The sequence below is a fragment of the Desulfovibrio porci genome (genome assembly GCF_009696265.1).
GTDB classification, from domain to species: Bacteria; Desulfobacterota; Desulfovibrionia; order Desulfovibrionales; family Desulfovibrionaceae; genus Desulfovibrio; species Desulfovibrio porci.
Genome location: NZ_VUMH01000007.1, coordinates 18,081 through 37,714, shown reverse-complemented (window position 1 = coordinate 37,714; position 19,634 = coordinate 18,081). Strand labels below are relative to the sequence as shown.

Genomic DNA, 19,634 nt, shown 5'->3' with positions numbered 1-19,634 from the left:
GAAACTACGATAAAGGCTATGAATTCCATTGCAAAGGTTTCCATGAGTGGAAGAAGGGTCAATGGCCTGTTCAGGCTGGCGACCAACCCTGAAGTTCTGTGGAAGCAAGCCTATGCCAACATATACTCTAACAAGGGAGCCATAACAAAGGGCGTAGATAGAAATACGCTTGATGGGTTCTCCGAAGAAAGGGTGAACCATTTGATTGGGCTGTTGGCAAGGCGTGAATATTGTCCGAAACCTGTACGGCGCACATACATTCCCAAAAAGAATGGAAAGTTGCGTCCTCTCGGTATTCCAACCGGAGACGACAAACTGGTGCAAGAAGTGGTCAGAATCCTTCTTGAGCAAATCTATGAGCCTATTTTCTCTGAAAATTCTCATGGATTCAGACCGGGAAAATCCTGTCATTCTGCTTTGCGACAGGTAAAAAACGTCTGGAACGGAACGAAGTGGATTATTGAGTTTGATATCAAAGGATTCTTTGACAATATCAATCATAATAAGATGATTGAATTTCTGGAGAAGAAGATTGATGACAAGCGCATAATTCATATTATTCGTCAAATGCTCAAAGCTGGATACGCTCAAGATTGGAAATACAATGCTACATGGAGTGGGACACCACAAGGTGGCGTCATTTCACCAATATTAGCTAACATATACCTTCATGAACTTGATACGTTTATGGAAGATATGATTTGCCAATTCAACAAAGGTGAAAGACGAAAGGATAATCCCGATTACAAAAAGCTGTGTAGGCAGATGATTATAATCAATCGTGAGCTTAGAGAGCTTAGGCAGAAATTCAAAGAAGGCAAACCTTTGAATGATGCCCGCAAGGAGATACTACGCGAACGCCGAGAGATACAGAAAAAAATGCGAGTTATCAATTCCAGATTACACGTTGACTCTGAATATAGGAGGCTTCGTTACGTTAGGTATGCTGATGATTTCATCATTGGAGTCATTGGTACACGCAAAGAAGCTGAATCAGTAATGCTACAAGTGAAGGAATATATAAATAATGTTCTTCTGCTTGAAGTGTCTGAAGAGAAAACTTGTATCGCAGATGCAAATGATGGAGTTAGATTTCTTGGGTATGATATAAAGACATACACAAGCACAAAGACGACAAAAATTGCATGGGGAAAGGGAACTTGTAATCGAAGGACAATTTCAGAAAAAATGCAGCTCCACATTCCATCTGAAAAGATGTTCCAATACGCGAGTAAAAATGGCTATGGAGATATGGCAATATTCCGCCCAAAAAGTCGTCCTGCATTGTTACGGCGTAGCGATGTGGAAATATTGATGACATATAATGCGGAAATGAGAGGATTAGCAAATTATTATTCCCTTGCTCAAGGCTACAAAACAGCTCTGCAAAGAGTTATTGGTCTAGCCCAATGGAGTTTCTTTGCAACACTCTCTCATAAGCACAAGAGTTCCATAGGAAAAGTAGCTCGTAAAATGAAACTATCTGCTCAATCTGGATATGAACTGAAGGTAAATATCAACGGAATTCCAAAATCCTACAGGCTTTTCAGGTTGAAAGACCATGAACCTCCAAAAATCCATAATTCTAATGTGGATACTCCTTGGGACACTACACGATTCACAATGACTCGTTCAGAATTGGTGCAGCGATTAAATGCAAACACCTGCGAATATTGTGGGAAAACAGGGGGATATATGGAGGTTCATCACATTAAAGCTCTGAAGGATGTACAGGGAAAGAAGCAACTGTGGCAACAAATGATGTGCGCCATGCGTCGAAAGACCATGGTTCTCTGTGTTGATTGCCACAATGAGCTTCACCGCCGTGACCTTCCCTATTGGCGAGCCAAAGCAAGGAGGCATCCGTGAGAGCCGTGTGCATCGAAAGGTGCAAGCACGGTTCGGAGAGAGGGGTAGTGCATCCAGACCGGATAACGCGCCCCTACTCTACCCCGTCACCAGGGAAGTACTGGTGCCGTGTGAAGCCGGGGGAGCCAAGGCCGCTGCCGCAGCGGAAAGTTTGGGCTTCCCGGTGGTGATGAAGATCGAGTCCGAGCAGATCATGCACAAGTCCGATGTGGGCGGTGTGGTCCTTAATGTGCGTGACAGCGGCGAAGCGGCGGCGGCCTTTGACCGGATTCTGGAAAATGTGCGCATAAACGCGCCCGAGGCATGCCTTAACGGCGTGCTGATTCAGGAAATGGCACCGGCCGGGCTGGAAATCATCATCGGCGTCAATAATGACCCGCAGTTCGGCCCGGTGGTGCTGTGCGGCCTTGGCGGCATTTTTGTGGAAATATTCAAGGACATAGCCCTGTGCCCAGCCCCGGTGAGCCGCTCAGAAGCCATGAACATGCTCAAAAGCCTCAAGGGCTATCCTTTGCTCAAAGGGGCGCGCGGCGGCAAAAAACTGGATATGGAGGCTGTGGTGACGGCCATTATGAGCGTGTCCAGGTATGCCACGGAGCATATGGACAAGGTAAGCCAGATCGACATCAACCCGCTGTTGGTCTATCCCGAGGGGCAAGGTGCCAAGGCCGTGGATGCACTGATTATCAACAAGACATAACAGCTTTTTATTCGCTGAATCAGCGCAAGCTGCGCTGTCACTGATTTTCGCGAAAGCCGCTGTTCTGTCTGAAGGAAGCTGCCTGCCTTTACAAAGAGGCGGGCAGCGTCCCTTTTGTCTGCGGGAAGCGCTTCTGGCGCAATGCTCAAAAAGGCAGACTCGCGGGGGAGGCTCCCAGCCTCAGGGAGATTTTCTGCGACATTTGTACAATCTGCTGCTTGATGTTGGCCATGGTCTTTTTGTTAAGCCGCACCGTGGGCACGGAAACGCTCAACGTTCCGGCCAGGCAATTCTGAAAATCGAGAATGGGCACAGCCACACAGCGTACTCCCTTGAAAACCTCTTCCGCGTCATAGGCAAGGCCCGTCTTGCGCACTTCTTCCAGTTCCGCGCGCAGAGTGAGCATCAGTTTATCCGCAAACTCCCGGCCCGATTTTTCCCGCACCTGCTCCACGGCCTTGCGCACTTCCGCTTCTTGGGCAAAGGCCAGAAAGATCTTGCCGGACGCCGACTGCAGCATGGGAAAGGTCCCACCGATGACGGTGTCCTGACGCAACGGCTGCGTGGTGATATGCCGGTCCACCACTAGCATGTCCGTACCAAAGGGCACGCACAGGTTCACCGTTTCGTTGACGGCCTCCAGCAATTCCATGCAGTACGGTCTGGCCACATCCACCATGCTGGAATAGCGCAGCATCCTGCTGCCCACGGAAAACATTTTGAAGGAAAGGCAATATTCCCCGCGTTGCTTCTCCTGAATGACATAGCCATTGTCTTCCAGTGTCAGAATCATTCTGTGCACAGTGGTCTTGGGTAGGCCCACAGCCTTGCTCAGAGCGGCCAATTCCCAGGATTTGCGGGTCGAGAGCATTTCAATGAGAAGGCATGCCTTAGAAACGGCGCCAACTTCATAGTATTTTTTTACAGTCTGCGTCATACATAATTCCTGTTGTTTTTCAACATACTGTTTTTAATAATAAAAATCAAATTCTGTTACATTGGCATGATACGTTTACTGGCTTACCTTGTTTTTATACCACTCACATTTTTTAATGCAGTGCCCTACGACTTCAATAGTACTCTATACACTGAAACAGATGTAATTTTGATTCATTGCTGTCTGGCCATTTGCAATTCCTGATAAATTTTGCTTTCCCTGCCTGGAAGAAGGATTCTCCCACTGAGGTAGCCTGCGAAAATAGAAAATATACGTCAGAATTCGCAGACCGCAGAAGAGCTCCTTATGGGAAAATTGCCCTTCGCCCAGCATTCCCAGAAATACAAAAAACACGCTGGGATAAGATAGATGCCGACAAAGAACCTGACGTTTATAGGCCAAGTGGTACCACATTACTAGACACCAGAATCCGTGAAAAGTGAAGCCCCGCAAGGCTTTTTGGGCTTTGCGGGGCTTCGTGAAATGAAAAATTGGTGGGTCGTGCGGGGATCGAACCTGCGACTCTCTGCTTAAAAGGCAGATACTCTACCTACTGAGTTAACGACCCATTGAGGGGAATACCATAGCCGCTTACGCCCGAACTGTCAAGCCGTGCATGCCGCGAAATACGAACGGCGCGGGCGGGTTACGCTCCCTTTTTTTCCAGCTTGGCCCAGGTGTCGCGCAGGGTGGCCGTGCGGTTGAACACGGGCAGTTCCGGCGAGCTGTCCCTGTCCTTGCAGAAATAGCCCAGGCGTTCGAATTGCAGAGTCCGGCCGATTTCGCCCTCGCCCAGGGCCGGTTCCAGCAGCCCGCGCACCACCCGCAGCGAATCGGGATTGAGGTTGTCCAGAAAGGTCTTGCCCTCGGGCGCGGCATTGGGATTTTCCACCGCGAAAAGATGGTCGTACAGGCGCACCTCCGCCGGAAGGGCGTGCGCCGCCGACACCCAGTGGATGGTGCCCTTGACCTTGCGGCCGTCCGGGCTCTGGCCGCCCCGGCTCTGGGGATCGTACACGCAACGCAGTTCCAGCACGTTGCCCGCCTCGTCCAGCACGGCCTCGCGGCAGGTGATGAAATAGGCGTAGCGCAGGCGCACTTCCGCGCCGGGCGAGAGACGGTGGAATTTCTTGGGCGGGTCCTGGCGGAAGTCGTCGCGCTCGATATACAGCTCGCGCGAGAAAGGCACCTTACGGCTGCCGTAGGAGGGGTCTTCCGGGTGGTAGGGCATTTCAAATTCCTCCACCTGCCCTTCCGGATAATTCTCAATGACCACCTTGACGGGGTCCAGCACGGCCATGACGCGCGGGGCGTACGCGTTGAGGTGCTCGCGGACGCAGAATTCCAGCATGGAATAATCCACAATGGAATCGGCGCGGGCCAGACCGATACGGGCACAGAACTCGCGCAGGGCGGCGGCCGGCACGCCCCGGCGGCGCAGGCCGCTGAGCGTGGGCATGCGCGGGTCGTCCCAGCCCCGGACGTGGCCCTCCTTGACCAGCTGGATCAGCTTGCGCTTGGAGAGCACGGTATAGGTCAGGTTCAGGCGGGCAAATTCGATCTGCTGCGGATGGTACACGCCCAGCGTGTCCAGCACCCAGTCGTACAGTTCGCGGTTGTTCACGAATTCAAGAGTGCAGAGCGAATGCGTGATGCCCTCCAGCGAGTCGGACAGGCAATGCGTAAAGTCGTACATGGGATAGATACACCAGGCATTGCCCGTGCGGTGATGCTCGGCGTGACGGATGCGGTAAAGCGTGGGATCGCGCATGACCAGGTTGGGCGAGGCCATGTCGATCTTAGCCCGCAGCACGCGCACGCCGTCCGGGAACTCCCCGGCGCGCATGCGGCGGAAGAGATCCAGATTTTCCTCCACGCTGCGGTTGCGGTACGGGCTTTCGCGGCCGGGCTCGGTGAGGGTGCCGCGATATTCGCGGATCTCGTCGGCGGAAAGGTCGTCCACATAGGCCTTGCCCATCCGGATCAGCTGCTCGGCGTAGGCGTAGAGCTGTTCAAAATAATTGGAAGCGTAAAATTCCCGGTCCTGCCAGTCGCCGCCCAGCCAGCGCACGTCCTCGCGGATGGACTCCACGTACTCGGTTTCTTCCTTGGTGGGATTGGTGTCGTCGAAACGCAGATTGCACAGGCCGCCGAATTCCCGCGCCACGCCGAAATTGAGGCAGATGGACTTGGCGTGCCCGAGATGCAGGTAGCCGTTGGGCTCCGGCGGAAAGCGCGTGTGGACCTGACCGCCGAAACGGCCGGAAGCGTTGTCCTCCTGAATACGGGCGCGGATGAAGTCCACGCCTGGCCTGGCCGGTTCAGGGGTCGTGGCGTCGCTGTTGATTTGCATCGAGTCGGGATTGCTGGTGGGGGCCATAGTGCGCTCCATGCGGAAGTGATAAACAGGAATTTAAAAAAATACGCCAAGCCGCCCTGCGGGTCAATGCGCGCCCGGCTTTCGGATGCGGCCAAGCGTGGTGCGGAGGGCGGGCGGCCCTTCCATACGGCAACAGACGACAAAACTCGCCGGACTCTTGACAGCAAATCCGGACTGGGCTAGCTTTCAAACCCACGGTTCGCCATTATGGCGTGACCTTGCGGAGAGGTGTCCGAGCCGGCCGAAGGAGCTCGCCTGCTAAGCGAGTATACGGGCTTAAACCTGTATCGAGGGTTCAAATCCCTCCCTCTCCGCCAGAATTTTTCCAATTCGTCGAAGAACGCCCGGAAATCATTACCAGAAAATGATTTCCGGGCGTTCTTTTGTTGGATACGTGATACTCGGACTAAGAAAAATCGCTTTAGAGGGTGCGCGTTAATGATGTAAAGCCCACGGACGTGCGGGCGCTGTTCCAGCAGCTTCAGGCTGAGGGCAAGCCCCCAGTATAAAATTGCCGAAAACACAGTACGCATTTTCAACTTATGCATTGCCATGGGCAAGTATGAAAAATCCTCCCATTCTATCCGAAAAGGGCTCTCCTTTAGCCGCCCGAACCCGAATTGGAAATCTGCGTCACTATGACCAGCCCGGATAAGGTCGGCAACCTCCTGCTGACTCTGGACAACACCATGACCGAGAAGCGCGGCCTTGAGGTATCCACAGCCCTAATGATCGCCCCATATGTCTTTCTACGCCCGGTTCTCTCACTTGAGCGAATCGAGATAGATTGGTAAGCGTAGGAATGGCGCATCCCCGGCTTCAAGATGAAGAGCAACAAGCCGTATACGGTGCCGCTGCCCGCAGGATGTCGAGCTCTTGGATAACTTACGCTGCTATACGGCGAAGGCCAGTATCTTTTTCCGTCCTATGGCAAGACCGGACACCTGACGATACTCCCTTGCTCAAAGAATTGGGCTTCCCGCATGACGTGATATATCTGCATTTGTCGCATACCTTGGAACGTGATGCAGCAAAGGCGGCTATGACAAGGCGCAGCTTTTACGGCAAAGAAAGGAGATGATGCAGAGGTACGCAGACTACCTCGACAGCTTATGCGAGGAAACCCGAATGTGCCCCGATGAGGCCAGTCATTGCCGAAACGTCCATTTTTCAAATCCCAGCCACAGCGGGGCACTTCCGGCAACATCAGGCCACGGAAATTGAGGGCCGGGCATGCAACATAGCGCACCTTCGGTAATACTTTGTTCCGACCCTTCGGGGTAAGAGCTTAGTCGCAGCCGGAGGCTGCTCAACGCTAAATGCGGTTACTTAGGCTTCATACTTGCAGTAATGAACCGAGGTAGATAGAATGAAAACCTGAACTCAGAAAGGACATTTCAATGCTGCGTGATAGCCAAGAACCGTTAACCGATAATAGTGACAGTATTTCAGCTAAAAGCGCGTATAGTCAGTATATGACACCTACACGTGTAGCTGAGTTCATGGCCAGCCTTTTTTCCAAGCTAACCCCAAGAAAAAATATTCGCTTTCTTGACGCAGGCGCGGGCAAGGGCGCTTTGACGAGCGCATTCTTGCGTTCCTACACACAAGCCCTCTTAACGATAAATAATCCTACTTTTGATCTTTTTGAGATTGACAATACACTTGCCAAAAAGCTTGAGTTAAATGTTAAAAATGTTGTTCCTGTTTTGAGTGATAATATACAAATTATCAATTCTGATTTTTTAGAATTAGCACCAAATTTAATAAATGAAGGTATCGGTCATTATTCTCATATCATGCTCAACCCTCCGTATAAAAAGTTGTATGGAGAATCTCGTTACACAAAAATATTACAATCTAATGAAATTAATGCAGCTAATTTGTATACAGCCTTTATGTCATTATCTATCAAGCTATTAGATAAAAAAGGGGAATTGGTTGCAATCATTCCAAGAAGTTTTTGTAATGGCTTTTATCATAAAAAATTTAGAGATTTTATTTTTGATAATTGTTCAATAGAACATATTCATTTGTTTAGATCAAGAACAAGAGTATTTAAACAAGATAAGGTACTACAAGAAAATATTATAGTTTTATTAAAAAAAGATTCAAAACAAAAAGAAGTAAATATTTCTATATCAACTGATGACCATTTCAAGGATTTTAGGCAGGAAAGCGTTCCTTTTTCCGAAGTGGTTCATCCTGATGACGTAAATAAATTCATAAGAATTCCTATAGCAAGTTCCACTACTGGGCGTTTAGCTGTGGGCCTCTCACTTGCGGATCTGGGGGTCGATGTGTCAACAGGGCCGATCGTAGACTTTCGGGCACTTGATTTTCTTAACCAGATGCCCGAGTCAGGCGATGTACCGTTAATTTATCCCGGACATTTAAATGGTACCACAGAATGGCCTAAAAGAGACTTTAGAAAACCAAATGCAATTCGTTTCTGCAAGAAAACAGAAAAGCTTCTTTTCCCTACCGGTTTTTATGTCGCTATCCGAAGAATGTCTTCAAAGGAAGAACAACGGAGAATCGTGGCCCACTTAATAGACCCTAAAAATTTCCCTGGATTCAAATATTTGGGATTTGAAAATCACCTCAATATTATTCATTCCAATAAAAATGGCCTCTCGGAGTCTCTAGCTTATGGGCTTGTTGGTTATTTGAACTCAAGCTATGTTAACTCGTTGTTCCACTGTTTTAACGGCCACACACAAGTCAATGCAACTGACTTGCGTTCTATAAAGTATCCCTCTCTTGATATTTTATCATACCTAGGCGACTGGATTAAAAATGAAAAGATCAAGTGCCAGACTAGAATAGACGAAAAAATACGATCTAACATTCCAATCCATGAATAAAACTCACTATAGAGGTTAATATGTACAGCAGAAGCCCCAGAACTCAAGATATCTCTTGGTTTCTAGACCTTTATCGCCAAGAAAAGATAGATCTAGACCCTCCTTACCAGAGGAAAAGTGTTTGGAGCGGTAGGGATAGAAGATTTTTCATTGATACTGTTCTAAGGAACTACCCTTCACCACCAATTTATCTATGTAAAAAAATTGATGATAAAGGCAATATTACCTATGACGTTGTCGACGGCAAGCAAAGGCTGGAAACAATATTTTTATTTTTTAACAATAAAATATCTGCTGGGCGTGATTTTGGCGATGATAGAGTTAATGGAAAACGTTGGAAGAAAATAAACGAGGAAAAGCAATATAGAGAAATATTTCTTAATTATGAAATTATAGTTGAGCATGTTACTATACCAGACAATGCATCAATTACAATTAATGAAGTTTTCGACAGACTAAATAGAAATTCTAGAAAGCTTACCGAACAAGAATTGAGACATGCAAAATATGATGGATGGTTCATTTCCTTTTGCGAGAAAATGGCGGATAACTCTTTTTGGGAGCAGGTAAAAATAGCAACAAAAGCACGAACGAAAAGGATGCGTGATGTACAGTTTATATCAGAACTGCTCATGGTTTCCATAGACCAAAAGATACATGGTTTTGACCAAGCATTGATTGATAAATTTTATTCAGCTTATGACATACCAGCTGAAGAAGGGGATGAAGACATCGCTTTTGATCCATATGCACTGGAAGATAAATTTCAATCTACTTTAAAAATTCTTGAAGAAATGGAACAGTTCAATGCATGTGTTTCGACCTTTGCCTCTGACCAAAAACATCTCTATACCTTATGGGCAGCTATATCTATCATTGAAAACATAAATGTGCAGCAGTCTTCTGAAGCATACTCAGTCTTCATGGCCCAAGTTGGAGATTTCATTGCTGCGCAATCTGAATATGAGGATAATGAAGAATATCTCTCGTCAGTAGATGTACCGAGCTATGTGAGAAAATACGCAGCGGGTTCTCAAGGGGCTAGCACAGATTTGCCTCAAAGGGAAAGCCGTCTTAGTGCTTTAACCGAAGCTCTGCAAAGTTAAATGAAGCCATGAAAATAGCATCTTGTATCAGAGAGATCTATAAAGAGCGCTTTGAGCTATACGGAATTTTAAAAAAATTAGTTGATGAAATTATTCGATCTCAAAAGAACGATCGTTGGCACTTTGAAAGCAGGCTAAAGGAAGAATTAAGCTATGCACTCAAGCTTGAAACTGGTCGCTATTCTTCCCCAGACATTGATGATTTTTATGCAGCTACAATTGTTGTCGAGGATTATTCTAAAATAGATCAAGCTCTTGATCTCGTAAATAATAATTTTGAAATTTTAATAAGGAGGCCGACGGATAATGTTTTTGGTAAACAGAAACCATGGGAGTTTCAATTCACTGATATACGTCTTGTTTGCCAATTAGGCGAAAAATGGAGCGATAAGGCTGGATTATGCAGCCTTAACTTTGAAATACAAATCAAAACCTTCTTGCAACACGCTTGGAGTATTGCGACCCATGATTTAGTTTACAAATCACACTCGCCAAACTGGGCGCTTGAACGAGTCGCATACCAACTGAAGTCAATGCTTGAGCATGCCGAATTAAGTATTTTAGAGGCTAAAGCACTAGGGGAATCAAAACTTCTTCAAAGAAATCACTTTGATTATCGTCATATTGAAGAGTGTATTTCAATATTCCATGAGTTTTGGGACGAAAAAGAACTTCCGCCTGATCTCAAAAGACTTGCAGAAAACACGTCACAGTTTTTAAAACTTTATGAATCTTCCGTTAGTGAGCTGCGCGCGGCTTTGGAGTCAAAGAAGGCTGAACTAGGTGGTAACTTGTATCTCAATATATCCCCCTTCAATACCATCATCGAAGCCCTCTATTCTAAGGACAGAGCTAAATTTATTTCCTGCTTGGATAAACTGGAATCCAAAAAACGTAGCTTAATAATTCCGAATGATGTTGGGCCTGCAGTTGATGACGAAATTTGTAAACGAAAATGTATTGTCATTGTTAAACGATAACTTTTGAGCTATTTTTTAATTTAATCGCAATTCACCTAGCAATTTCCGCTATTATTTCTTTAAATGAATACTCACGTGGTGAGAACATTTGATTTACACATAAATGTTTTAATTGAACGCATTCCACACAATCAGTTGGTTTAGAAACTTTACTTCTTGCTCTGTCAATACCCAGTGACGATTGCTTGAACCCTAAAAAGTCAGTTAGTTCGGTTTGCGTTCTGCATCCTGCTGCCTCGAAGATCCTAGCTGTAATGTTTCAATAGGTTGTTCACCCTCCCCCAAATCGGTAGAGCTGGAGTCACCAGACAACAGCAAACCGACCGAGGGAGAAGGTGAACAGCCATAAGAATGCCAAACTGACGGCCAGAGGTCGAGAAGAAATGATCCGGCGGATGGGCTCCGCCCCTGCCTCGATAGTGGCAGCGGGGTTTGGGGTAAGCCTGCGAACCGCCAGAAAATGGATGCGCCGTTACCGTCAGGGAGGTTCTGCGAACCTTGTTGATAGAAGTTCCCGGCCCAGGCGTTGCCGGAACAAGCTGACGGAATATGAACTTGGTTGTGTTCTGGCCCTGCGCAAAGAGCGCTTAACCGGCGACGCGATTGCCTTGCGGCTGGGTCTGGGGCGTAGCAGCGTGTTCCGGGCTCTGCGGAAACTCGGCTGCTCCCGTCTTTCTTCACTGGGAAAAAAGGAACCGGTTCACCGCTACCAGTGGGAGAAAGCGGGGCAAATGCTTCATCTGGACATAAAACGGCTTGGTAAAATTGACGGAATCGGACACAAAAAAGCGGGAACGCGGCAAGTCCGCCGCCGTCGGCCGGGTTGGGAATACTTGCATGTCTGCGTGGATGACGCTTCCAGGGCGGCATATACGGCGGTCTTGCCGGATGAAACAGCGGAATCGGCAGTGGAGTTTTTATGGTTTGCCGTTGCTTGGTACACTGAACACGGCATCAAAGTGGAGCGCGTCCTGACGGATAACGGCTCTTGTTATATGCCATGGAAATTTCGGAAAGCTTGCCGCGAGTTGGGCATCAAGCATAAGCGCACACGGCCTTATCATCCTTAAATCAATGGTAAGGCGAAACGCTTCACCAGAACTGCCTTAAAAGAGTGGGCATACGCAAGAACATATACCCACTCGTGGAAGCGAACAGCGTATCTGCCGATCTGGACACAATGTTACAATTTCCTGCATCCTCATACGGCTCTTGGCAGAAAACCTCCAGCCTCAAAACTTTCTGGAGGGTGAACAACGTGTTGACACTCTACAGCTAGGCTCAGCCCTCGCCCTCGTTATAGATCAGGTGCCGAGTATGAACAGCGGATGAATAAAAGACCTCCAGCCAAATTCGGCGCGGCCTGGCTGCTGCGGAAAATGCCGCTTTTCCTCTTCATGTGATGCGGACAAATGCTCTCGCATCCGTCCAGGCATTCCGCAGCATTTTCAATGCCGAAACGCTCTACGGCTGATCCTTCCCGCACACATCCACAATGGCCCGCGCGTCCATGTCCGGCGTGAGCGGCAGCAGCGCCAGCCGCCGGAAGTCCTCGGGCCGGTCCAGGTCCAGCTTGAGGTCCGGACGGCAGAGCCAGGGCTCTTCCGGGTCAAAGGTGGCAATGCGGAAATCGGCGGGGTTATCCCAGATGTAATTCAGGCAGTGTTCGCGTTGCGAGGCCTGCCTGGCCCTGGCGTCCAGGCCGTCCAGCAGGTCGCGGGACAGGATTTCGGCCCCCAGGCCGTCGGGCCAGCGGTTGTTGCGCGGGATATGATTGTAGGCGTAATCGCAGCCCGTTGCTTCATAAAAATTCACCAGCCGGTCCACGGCCTCGCCCCAGATCAGGGGATTGTCCGCGCAGACGCGCACCACCAGCTCCGCCTCCGCCTGCCGGGCCGCCAGACAGAAACGGGCCAGCACGTCCTCCTCCGGCCCGGCCATGCAGGGCACGCCCCGGCGGCGCAAATGCTCCAGAAGCGCCTGATCCAGCGCCGTGTCCGGCACGGCCACCATGACCTGATCCAGACGGCGGGATTGCGCCAGGCGACGCGTCACCCAGTCGATGACCGGCAGATCGCGCAGACAGAGCAGGGATTTCAGGGGCAAGCGGCTGGAACCCAGCCGGGCCTGAACAACAGCCACAACCTTGCGGCGGCGGACATTGTGGGACATAGGATTTTCCTTCTACCTCGCGGCGGACTCAGGGCCGTTCCAGATCCAGAAGCACCGTGACGTAAAACCAGGGGATCAGCAGCCACTCGTCGCGTTGATAATATTCGGTGTCGCCGCTGCCCATGCGGACACGGTAGACGGAAAGCAGGCCGCCGTCCGCCTCGGCCCGTGCGGCGGACAAACCCGGTTGGCGGAAGCTGAAGCTCCCCTGCCCGAATTTTCGCATTTCCCAGCGGCAACAGACAAAAACCAGCGGGGCCATACCGCTTTCGCGCCGCAGCACGTCCTCCGCCAAGGCCGCATCCGCGCCGCGTACCCGATAGCGGGCCGCCAGCACGGAAATCTGCGCGTCGCGGCCCCGCTCACAACCCAGAAATTCCAGAACATCCGGCTTCTTCCCGGCCATGGCCAGAAAATCGCCACAGGCCAGACCCGGCGGCAGCGGCAACCCCGCAACCTCCCCGGCGCGCGCCGTCCACGCGCAGGCCAGCGGGGCGCAGAGCAAAAAAACAAAACAGACCGCGACGCGCTGACTGATGCGCCGCATTCCCGCCGGGGCGCTCATGCCCCGTCCTTGTCAAGCAGGCCCAGCATCAAGCCAACCACCCGCGCCTTGTTGGCCGTGAAGTCCAGCCGATTCTGGCGCTCCCAGAAGCGCGCCCGCCGGGTCTGCTTGAGCATGGCCAGAAAGACGTTGCGGATTTTCACGTCGTCCACGCGGTCCATGAGGCCCATAAAGGCAAAGCCGTTGCGCGGCCGGGCAAAGGTGTGCCGGGCCTCGCGTTCGTGGTGGGCCAGCACCATGCCGGGCACGCGCATGTGCGCCAGTTCGTAGACCGTGCGTCCGGCCGAGCAGACGGCCAGATCCGCGCCTTCCATCATACGGCTCATGACGTTGGTGGCCCAGGTGAAGCTCACCAGAGGATTTTCCAGCGCGCGCAGGTGGGCCTCCATGGCCTCCTTGTGGGCGTATCCCGGCCCGGCCACCAGGCGGATGGCGATGCCGTAGGCCCGGCAGATGGGCTCGATGATGTCCAGCACCCGGCGCGAGCAGTCCCGCTGATCCGTGCCGCCAAAGGTGATCAGCACGGTGCGCGTCTCGGGCCGCAGGGGATTGCGCGCCGCGCCCACGAACTCGTCGCGCAGGCAGAAATAGTCCGGCCCGCAGCGCAGACGTTCCGTGCTCTGGCCGCTCTCGTACAGGGCGTTGACCACCAGTTGGGCCAGTTCCGCGCCCGGCCCCTCGTCCTCGAAGTTGACGCAGCGCGCGCCGCCCGCGCGCAGACGCTCCATATAGGCCGTGCCGGTATTCAGAAAATCGTTGACCACCAGATCGGGCCGCAGGCCCAGCACCGTGTCGACCAGATCCTCGTTGCCCTGGCGCACGATGCGGTACTCCTTGCGGGCGATGCTTTCCACGGCCAGTTCGCTTTCGCGGGTACAGACAAAGGTGATCTTGTGGCTGGTGATCTCGTGGGCCAGCATGAGCGCGCGGAAGACGTGCCCCATGCCGATGGCCGGGTACCCGGCCACCACAAAGACCACATGCCGCCGCAGCAGCAGGCGCTCGCAGATCCACCAGTCCTGATAGGACTGGATCTCAATAGCCCGCTCGTTGAGAAAATAAGGGATGACCTTGCCCGGATGCCGGACCGGAGGATGGCCCGCCGACAGGGCCGGAGCCGGGGTCGCGTCCGCTCCCGCGCTCTCCCGCAGCAGAGCCAGACGCAGGATGATCAGGGCCCGGCTTTCCACCAGAAACTGTTCCTCACCGCCGTCCGTGCCCGCGGTGCTGTCCAGCAGGCTTTCCAGACTGTCGCCGCGCACGTTCCAGATGCGCTGGCGCACGCTCTTCACCGTGACCAGACTGTCGGCCCCGGCCTCCAGGTATTTTTTCCAGGCGTCCTCCACGTCCACCCAGGTCAGCAGCGGGCAGGAGGCGCGCAGGATGACGCAATGCTCGTAGCGCCGGGCCAGCTCGCCCAGCAGGTCGCGCATCTCGGCCACAATGTCCAGACTGGTGAAGCGCAGGTCCTTGTTCCAGTGAAAGCCCACGCCCGCCCGCTCGCAGATCAGCGAGATTTCCTGGCTGTCCGTAAGTGCTACGATGTCCTCGCCCGGCGCCACGGCGCGCGCCGTGTGGATGGCCCGCTCCATGAGCGTGACCCCGGCCAGCTTTTTGACCAGCTGGTCGGGGATGACCGCGTTCTTCTTGACGGCCGGGATGACGATGCAGCGTTCTTTCACCGCCGCCCTACCCCCGGCGCAAGGCAGTCAGGACGTCGCGCGTGGCCGCCAGCATGTAGTTGAAATCCTCCTCGCTCAGCCAGTGCTGGAAGGGGAAGGATATCATGCTGTCGAAAAAGGCGTCCGCATTGGGGCAGTCCGCCGAGCCGTAGCCCAAACGCCGGTAATAGTCGTAGCGGTCCAGCGGAATGTACTGCACCACGCATTTGACGCCTTTTTCTTGGGACATGGCGCGCATGAAGCGGTCGCGCATCTCCGGCCCGGCGGTCATGCGCGCGGCCAGCAGATGATAATTGTGGCGGCGGTTGTCTACGCGGTGGAATTCCAGTTCCGGAAAGTCGGCCAGGGCGTCCATAAAGCGCAGGGCCCGCGCGCGCTTTTCGTCGTTGATCCGGTCGATGCGGTCCAGCAGCTTCGCGCCGAGCGCACATTCCACCTCGCCCAGGCAGTAGTTGTTGGGCATGAGCATGTCGCCGTCCAGCATGGGCACGTCCACGTTGCCCATGGCCGGTTTCCAGTAGTCCGGGCGCTCGAAGTCATAGGTGCAGTGCCCGTTGTGGCGCAGGGCGGGCACCACGGCGGCCAGGGCCGGGTCGCGCACGTAGAGCATGCCGCCCTCGCCCAGAGTGGTCAGATTCTTGTGCGAGTGGAAGGAAAACACGGCCATGTCCCCGAAGCTGCCCGCCTTTTTGCCGTCCACCTCCGCGCCGATGGCCTGGGCCGCGTCCTCAATGAGAATCAGGCCGCGCTCCTTGCAGAGGGCCGCGATGGCGGGCATGTCCGCCACATAGCCGTAAAGGTGGACCACCACCACGGCTTTGGTGCTGGGCGTCAGGACTTTTTCAATGCTTGCGGCGGTGACCACGCGGGTGAGCGGGTCCACGTCGGCCCAGACCAGACGCGCGCCCTTTTTTTGATAGGGGTAGGCCGAAGCCGTAAAGGTATGCGAGGGAATGACCAGCTCGTCGCCGGGCTTGAAGCGGCAGAGCTGGGCCGACATTTCCAGGGCCGCGCAACCGTTCATGGTGGTGAAGCAGCTGCCCTCGGCCACGCCCTGGTAGCGTGCGAACTTGCTTTCAAACTCGCGCATGTAACGGCCCTGGGTCAGGGGATCGGCGTTGCGCATGGCCTCCACGACCACGGCGATTTCTTCTTCCGTATAGCGGATGGCGCGTCCGCTGAAATTGACCTTGATGTCCATATGTGAATCCTCCCGGATAATGACGGGGATGAAGAAGCGGTCCACCTGTTTCACGGCGGAACCGGCCCGGCGAAACTTGCCCGCTTTACGCTGTTTTTTCCGCCATGCGCTTCAGCGCGGCCGCAAAGACATGCGGGTGAAAATCGTAATACGTGTAATAGCCGGCGGCCGCATCTTCAATACTCACCCGTTTTCCTCCCACACGGAACCATTCCCGTCCGGGAAAAACGAACAGGTCGTGGTAGCGGGTGATGATGGGCCAGCTGTTGAAACCGAAACTCCACGGGCCATTGCGGATTTCCCGCATGGCCGCCTCCCGCGTGATCGTCAGCCCCAGAACGCGCAACATCCCGGCGAACAGGCTGGCCAGCATTCTCTCGCCGGGGTGATTCCAGGTGTAAAACAGCGCTTCGCGCGCGTATTCCCGGCGCGCCATATCCAGCGTGCCCAAAGCCACGTCCTGTTCCCGCCGGGCGTACTTCTCCCAGGTGCGCTCCAGGGCTCGGCGCACCGCCGGAGCCCTGAACAGTACATGATTGACGTAGACCTCGGTCACCTCTTCCAAGGGCAGACCGGCGGCGCGGCACTGCACGATGACGCGGCTGTGCCATTCCAGCGGCGGAGGGAAACGCTCTTCAGCGCCTCCGCCGGGCACGTTCAGCACGTCGGGGAAATAGGCCTCGAAGTTGGGCGCGGAGAAGGTTACCAGCCGCCCTCCCAGCAGGGGCCTCAGGCTTGCGGTATTGCAAGCGCCGTAGCTGAACAGAGGCTGGCTGAACACCAGATCGCAACGCGCCGCCCGCGCGGCCAGAGCGTCGGTTTCCGCCCCGACCTGCACCCGCTGGATTACAGGGACCGGGAGGACATTCCATTTCCCGCGCAACGGGGTATACCCGGCCAGCAGCCCGGCCAGACGTTCCGCGACGCAATTGCCCAGCACCATCAGCATGCGCACGCCGTCACTCCCGCGCCATGGCCGGGCGTGCCCGCCGGAGCCAAATACCTACATCCGCTTGAAACGCTCAATCACGTTTTCTTTGGTGAGAATTTTCTTGAAGTCCGGGCCCAGACGGTTGGTCAGGGGTTTTTCATGCACGATGCTGGCTTCGTACAGGGCCGTGTACTGCGCGTCGGTCAGGCCCCGACAGATGCCCTTGGGCAGGTCGATGCCCTGACGTTCGATCATGGTCATAAAATCCCGGTATTCCGTGGGGTAGATGTCTTCCTGCACGGACAGGGCGTAGCAGTTGGCCAGGCCGTGGTGCATGTGCAGCACCATGCTCAGGCCCGCCGAAATGGGATGCACCACGCCCACGAAACCGGCGGCCATGCCGCCCAGGAAGGAGGCGATCATCAGCAGTTCGCGGTTTTCGTCGCTCATCATGTCGTCGGAAAGAAAGACCCGCTTGCAGATGTCGATGGCCTTTTCCGCCAGGGAATCCACCACCACGTTGCGGTAGGAACCGGAAAGGCTTTCAAAACAGTGCATGTAGGTGTCGATGCCCGTATAAAAATACTGGTTGCGCGGCACGCCGGCGGTCAGGTCCGGGTCCAGAAGCACCTGATCGAACATGGTGTAGTCGCTGTTCATGCCCAGTTTGAGGTTCTTGGCCTCATTGCAGATGATGCCGGTGCGCGAGGTTTCCGAGCCCGTGCCGGACAGGGTGGGCACGGCGATTTTGTAGGGCGCGGGATGCCTGACCAGCTCCCAGCCCTGATAATCCTCGGCCTTGCCGGGATTGGTCAGCAGATTGCCCACGCATTTGCAGGTGTCCAGCGTGGAACCGCCGCCAAAGGCCAGCAGGGCGCAGGGCGTCTTGCCGTCCAGAAATTCCCTGACCCGGGCGGTGTAGCCGTCCACGCTGTCCGTGGTGGGTTCTTCCGTGGTGTCCACGTAAACCACCATGTCCCAGTGCTCCACGGGCAGGCGCTCCGCCAGATTTTTGCCTTCAAAGTAATGATCCAAAAAGAACACCGCCGGTCCGTCCTGCGCCTCGCGGCGGGTGGTCAGCAGATCGCCCAACTGGGACAGCGCGCCCTTGCCTATCATATAATAACCGACATTTTTCGCGTTGCGATACATGGATATCCTCACAGTATGGAGATGATTCCGGGGCCATACGCCAAGCCGCCCGTTCTGGCAAGAGGGGTCGGAAAGCAGGGCCGCGCGGGCGATTCAGTCCCGCGCTTGTTCCGCCGCCAGGGGATCAGGGCCGAAACGGTTGGGGCCCGCCGTGCCCGGCATGGACAGAATGGCCAGATAGCAGATGCACATGGACAGGGAAAGCAGAGCCGACGCCGGACCGGCCTCGCCGCCGGGCGCGCCCCGCCCCAACAGCCAGAGCAGCAGGCTGACGATGGGGATCAGCAGCCACCAGCCCGCCAGGTTGCGGTCGTGCAGGCGGCGCACCGTAACCCCGAGATTGGGCAACAGCAGGGCCAGGGAAATCACAAAATTCAGGCCCATGGCGGTTCCGCGCGGCAACGGCGAGAGCAGAAGATTGGCCCCGAGATTGATCAGGCCGATGCAGAGCGAGAACCACCAGAATTCCGAACGCGAGGCCCGGCCCCGGAAACAACAGTATTTATCCTTCAGACAGACGCGGACGGCCTCCACAAAGGTCATACGTTCTCCTTGTGTTCCACGTTGGGCAGGCCTGCGCCGGGTGCGGCCTGGGGATGTCCCGCCCGCGCCGCCAGGGGATCAGGGCCGAAGCGGTTGGGACCGGGCGTGCCGCGCAGAATCAGCATCGCGAGAAACCAGATGCCCACGGCCGTCGCCAGAACAGCCAAGGCAATGAGCGTGCCCTCGCCTCCGGGCAGATCGCCCCCCAGCGCGGCGTACAGACCCAGAACCGCCGGGGGGAGCGACGCCGCCACGGGCGCCAATTGCCACCAGCCCGACAGGTTGCGGTCATGCAGGCGGCGCGCGGCAAGCCCGATATTGGGCAAAAGAAAGGCCAGTGAGATCAGGGCGCTGACGCCGTCGGCCGCGCCTGGAGAAAGAAACGTGGCCACAACGTTTACAGCGACGTTGACCAGAAGCATGAACAGCGCGAACCACCAGAATTCCGAGCGCGGAGCGCGGCCCCGGAAACAGCAGTATTTATCCTTCAGACAGACGCAGACGGCCTCCACAAAGGTCATGCTTCCCCCTTTTCCCGCTTTTTGGGCG

Annotated in this window: 17 protein-coding genes and 2 tRNA genes; 8 read left to right on the top strand and 11 right to left on the bottom strand. The window is 54.0% G+C overall.

The window, feature by feature from the left end; genetic code table 11:
• Positions 1 to 18: 18 nt before the first annotated feature.
• Together ltrA and FYJ44_RS08035 are read left to right on the top strand one after the other, a co-directional pair.
• Entirely contained in the window at positions 19 to 1,869 is a 1,851-nt protein-coding gene (gene ltrA / locus FYJ44_RS08040) for a group II intron reverse transcriptase/maturase (RefSeq protein ID WP_229772605.1), read from the top strand.
• A 103-nt stretch (positions 1,870 to 1,972) separates the two neighbouring features.
• Entirely contained in the window at positions 1,973 to 2,569 is a 597-nt protein-coding gene (locus FYJ44_RS08035) for an acetate--CoA ligase family protein (protein WP_326833676.1), read from the top strand.
• 145 nt (positions 2,570 to 2,714) lie between these two features.
• On the opposite strand, the gene FYJ44_RS08030 is transcribed toward FYJ44_RS08035, so the two are convergent.
• From FYJ44_RS08030 to FYJ44_RS08020, 3 genes are all read right to left on the bottom strand, one after another.
• Positions 2,715 to 3,506 (bottom strand): IclR family transcriptional regulator, encoded by a 792-nt coding sequence (locus FYJ44_RS08030; RefSeq protein ID WP_154510990.1) that lies wholly within the window; start codon positions 3,504 to 3,506, stop codon positions 2,715 to 2,717.
• A gap of 492 nt (positions 3,507 to 3,998) precedes the next feature.
• Positions 3,999 to 4,074 (bottom strand) — tRNA-Lys (locus FYJ44_RS08025).
• 78 nt (positions 4,075 to 4,152) lie between these two features.
• The gene (locus FYJ44_RS08020; protein WP_154511154.1) at positions 4,153 to 5,859 is read right to left on the bottom strand and encodes a glutamine--tRNA ligase/YqeY domain fusion protein; all 1,707 of its coding nucleotides are present in this window, start codon (positions 5,857 to 5,859) and stop codon (positions 4,153 to 4,155) included.
• A 249-nt stretch (positions 5,860 to 6,108) separates the two neighbouring features.
• Here FYJ44_RS08020 and FYJ44_RS08015 point away from each other — a divergent pair.
• The 6 genes from FYJ44_RS08015 (at position 6,109) to FYJ44_RS15030 (ending at position 12,092) form a co-directional block, all read left to right on the top strand.
• A tRNA-Ser gene (locus FYJ44_RS08015) sits at positions 6,109 to 6,203 on the top strand.
• Positions 6,204 to 7,286: 1,083 nt separating this feature from the next.
• On the top strand, positions 7,287 to 8,753 hold the full coding sequence (locus tag FYJ44_RS08010) for an Eco57I restriction-modification methylase domain-containing protein (protein WP_154510988.1): 1,467 nt from the start codon (positions 7,287 to 7,289) through the stop codon (positions 8,751 to 8,753).
• 20 nt (positions 8,754 to 8,773) lie between these two features.
• Positions 8,774 to 9,859 carry a DUF262 domain-containing protein gene (locus FYJ44_RS08005; protein ID WP_154510986.1) on the top strand — a complete coding sequence of 362 codons (1,086 nt, stop codon included), beginning with the start codon at positions 8,774 to 8,776 and terminating at the stop codon, positions 9,857 to 9,859.
• A gap of 8 nt (positions 9,860 to 9,867) precedes the next feature.
• Positions 9,868 to 10,839 (top strand): RelA/SpoT-related domain-containing protein, encoded by a 972-nt coding sequence (locus FYJ44_RS08000; protein ID WP_154510984.1) that lies wholly within the window; start codon positions 9,868 to 9,870, stop codon positions 10,837 to 10,839.
• A gap of 335 nt (positions 10,840 to 11,174) precedes the next feature.
• Positions 11,175 to 11,909, top strand: coding sequence for a DDE-type integrase/transposase/recombinase (locus tag FYJ44_RS14940; RefSeq protein WP_154510983.1), 735 nt, complete (start codon positions 11,175 to 11,177; stop codon positions 11,907 to 11,909).
• On the top strand, positions 11,910 to 12,092 hold the full coding sequence (locus tag FYJ44_RS15030; RefSeq protein WP_353867111.1) for an integrase core domain-containing protein: 183 nt from the start codon (positions 11,910 to 11,912) through the stop codon (positions 12,090 to 12,092).
• Between the two features lie 211 nt (positions 12,093 to 12,303).
• Here FYJ44_RS15030 and FYJ44_RS07985 read toward each other — a convergent pair whose 3' ends face one another.
• From FYJ44_RS07985 to FYJ44_RS07950, 8 genes are all read right to left on the bottom strand, one after another.
• Positions 12,304 to 13,011, bottom strand: coding sequence for a cytidylyltransferase domain-containing protein (locus FYJ44_RS07985; RefSeq protein ID WP_154510981.1), 708 nt, complete (start codon positions 13,009 to 13,011; stop codon positions 12,304 to 12,306).
• Positions 13,012 to 13,039: 28 nt separating this feature from the next.
• A complete protein-coding gene (locus FYJ44_RS07980) occupies positions 13,040 to 13,576 on the bottom strand; it encodes a DUF4952 domain-containing protein (RefSeq protein ID WP_154510979.1) in 537 nt (178 codons plus the stop codon).
• Positions 13,573 to 15,258 (bottom strand): cytidine 5'-phosphate N-acetylneuraminic acid synthetase, encoded by a 1,686-nt coding sequence (locus FYJ44_RS07975; RefSeq protein ID WP_288230652.1) that lies wholly within the window; start codon positions 15,256 to 15,258, stop codon positions 13,573 to 13,575. Before FYJ44_RS07975 ends, FYJ44_RS07980 begins: the two co-directional genes overlap by 4 nt.
• A gap of 7 nt (positions 15,259 to 15,265) precedes the next feature.
• A complete protein-coding gene (locus tag FYJ44_RS07970; RefSeq protein ID WP_154511152.1) occupies positions 15,266 to 16,459 on the bottom strand; it encodes a DegT/DnrJ/EryC1/StrS family aminotransferase in 1,194 nt (397 codons plus the stop codon).
• Between the two features lie 85 nt (positions 16,460 to 16,544).
• A complete protein-coding gene (locus tag FYJ44_RS07965) occupies positions 16,545 to 17,408 on the bottom strand; it encodes a WcbI family polysaccharide biosynthesis putative acetyltransferase (protein WP_229772615.1) in 864 nt (287 codons plus the stop codon).
• A gap of 54 nt (positions 17,409 to 17,462) precedes the next feature.
• Positions 17,463 to 18,542, bottom strand: coding sequence for an iron-containing alcohol dehydrogenase family protein (locus FYJ44_RS07960; protein WP_154510973.1), 1,080 nt, complete (start codon positions 18,540 to 18,542; stop codon positions 17,463 to 17,465).
• Positions 18,543 to 18,635: 93 nt separating this feature from the next.
• Positions 18,636 to 19,085, bottom strand: a complete 450-nt coding sequence (locus FYJ44_RS07955; RefSeq protein WP_154510971.1) for a DUF805 domain-containing protein — start codon at positions 19,083 to 19,085, stop codon at positions 18,636 to 18,638.
• Positions 19,082 to 19,606, bottom strand: a complete 525-nt coding sequence (locus tag FYJ44_RS07950) for a DUF805 domain-containing protein (RefSeq protein WP_154510969.1) — start codon at positions 19,604 to 19,606, stop codon at positions 19,082 to 19,084. Before FYJ44_RS07950 ends, FYJ44_RS07955 begins: the two co-directional genes overlap by 4 nt.
• Positions 19,607 to 19,634: the final 28 nt, after the last annotated feature.

What these genes read in the sequence shown, in the direction of transcription:
- ltrA (WP_229772605.1), top strand. Translation starts at nt 19, where the DNA reads ATGAATTCCATTGCAAAGGTTTCCATGAGTGGAAGAAGGGTCAATGGC.
- FYJ44_RS08030 (WP_154510990.1), bottom strand. Translation starts at nt 3,506, where the DNA reads ATGACGCAGACTGTAAAAAAATACTATGAAGTTGGCGCCGTTTCTAAG.
- FYJ44_RS08020 (WP_154511154.1), bottom strand. Translation starts at nt 5,859, where the DNA reads ATGCAAATCAACAGCGACGCCACGACCCCTGAACCGGCCAGGCCAGGC.
- FYJ44_RS08010 (WP_154510988.1), top strand. Translation starts at nt 7,287, where the DNA reads ATGCTGCGTGATAGCCAAGAACCGTTAACCGATAATAGTGACAGTATT.
- FYJ44_RS08005 (WP_154510986.1), top strand. Translation starts at nt 8,774, where the DNA reads ATGTACAGCAGAAGCCCCAGAACTCAAGATATCTCTTGGTTTCTAGAC.
- FYJ44_RS08000 (WP_154510984.1), top strand. Translation starts at nt 9,868, where the DNA reads ATGAAAATAGCATCTTGTATCAGAGAGATCTATAAAGAGCGCTTTGAG.
- FYJ44_RS07985 (WP_154510981.1), bottom strand. Translation starts at nt 13,011, where the DNA reads ATGTCCCACAATGTCCGCCGCCGCAAGGTTGTGGCTGTTGTTCAGGCC.
- FYJ44_RS07980 (WP_154510979.1), bottom strand. Translation starts at nt 13,576, where the DNA reads ATGAGCGCCCCGGCGGGAATGCGGCGCATCAGTCAGCGCGTCGCGGTC.
- FYJ44_RS07970 (WP_154511152.1), bottom strand. Translation starts at nt 16,459, where the DNA reads ATGGACATCAAGGTCAATTTCAGCGGACGCGCCATCCGCTATACGGAA.
- FYJ44_RS07965 (WP_229772615.1), bottom strand. Translation starts at nt 17,408, where the DNA reads ATGCTGATGGTGCTGGGCAATTGCGTCGCGGAACGTCTGGCCGGGCTG.
- FYJ44_RS07960 (WP_154510973.1), bottom strand. Translation starts at nt 18,542, where the DNA reads ATGTATCGCAACGCGAAAAATGTCGGTTATTATATGATAGGCAAGGGC.
- FYJ44_RS07955 (WP_154510971.1), bottom strand. Translation starts at nt 19,085, where the DNA reads ATGACCTTTGTGGAGGCCGTCCGCGTCTGTCTGAAGGATAAATACTGT.
- FYJ44_RS07950 (WP_154510969.1), bottom strand. Translation starts at nt 19,606, where the DNA reads ATGACCTTTGTGGAGGCCGTCTGCGTCTGTCTGAAGGATAAATACTGC.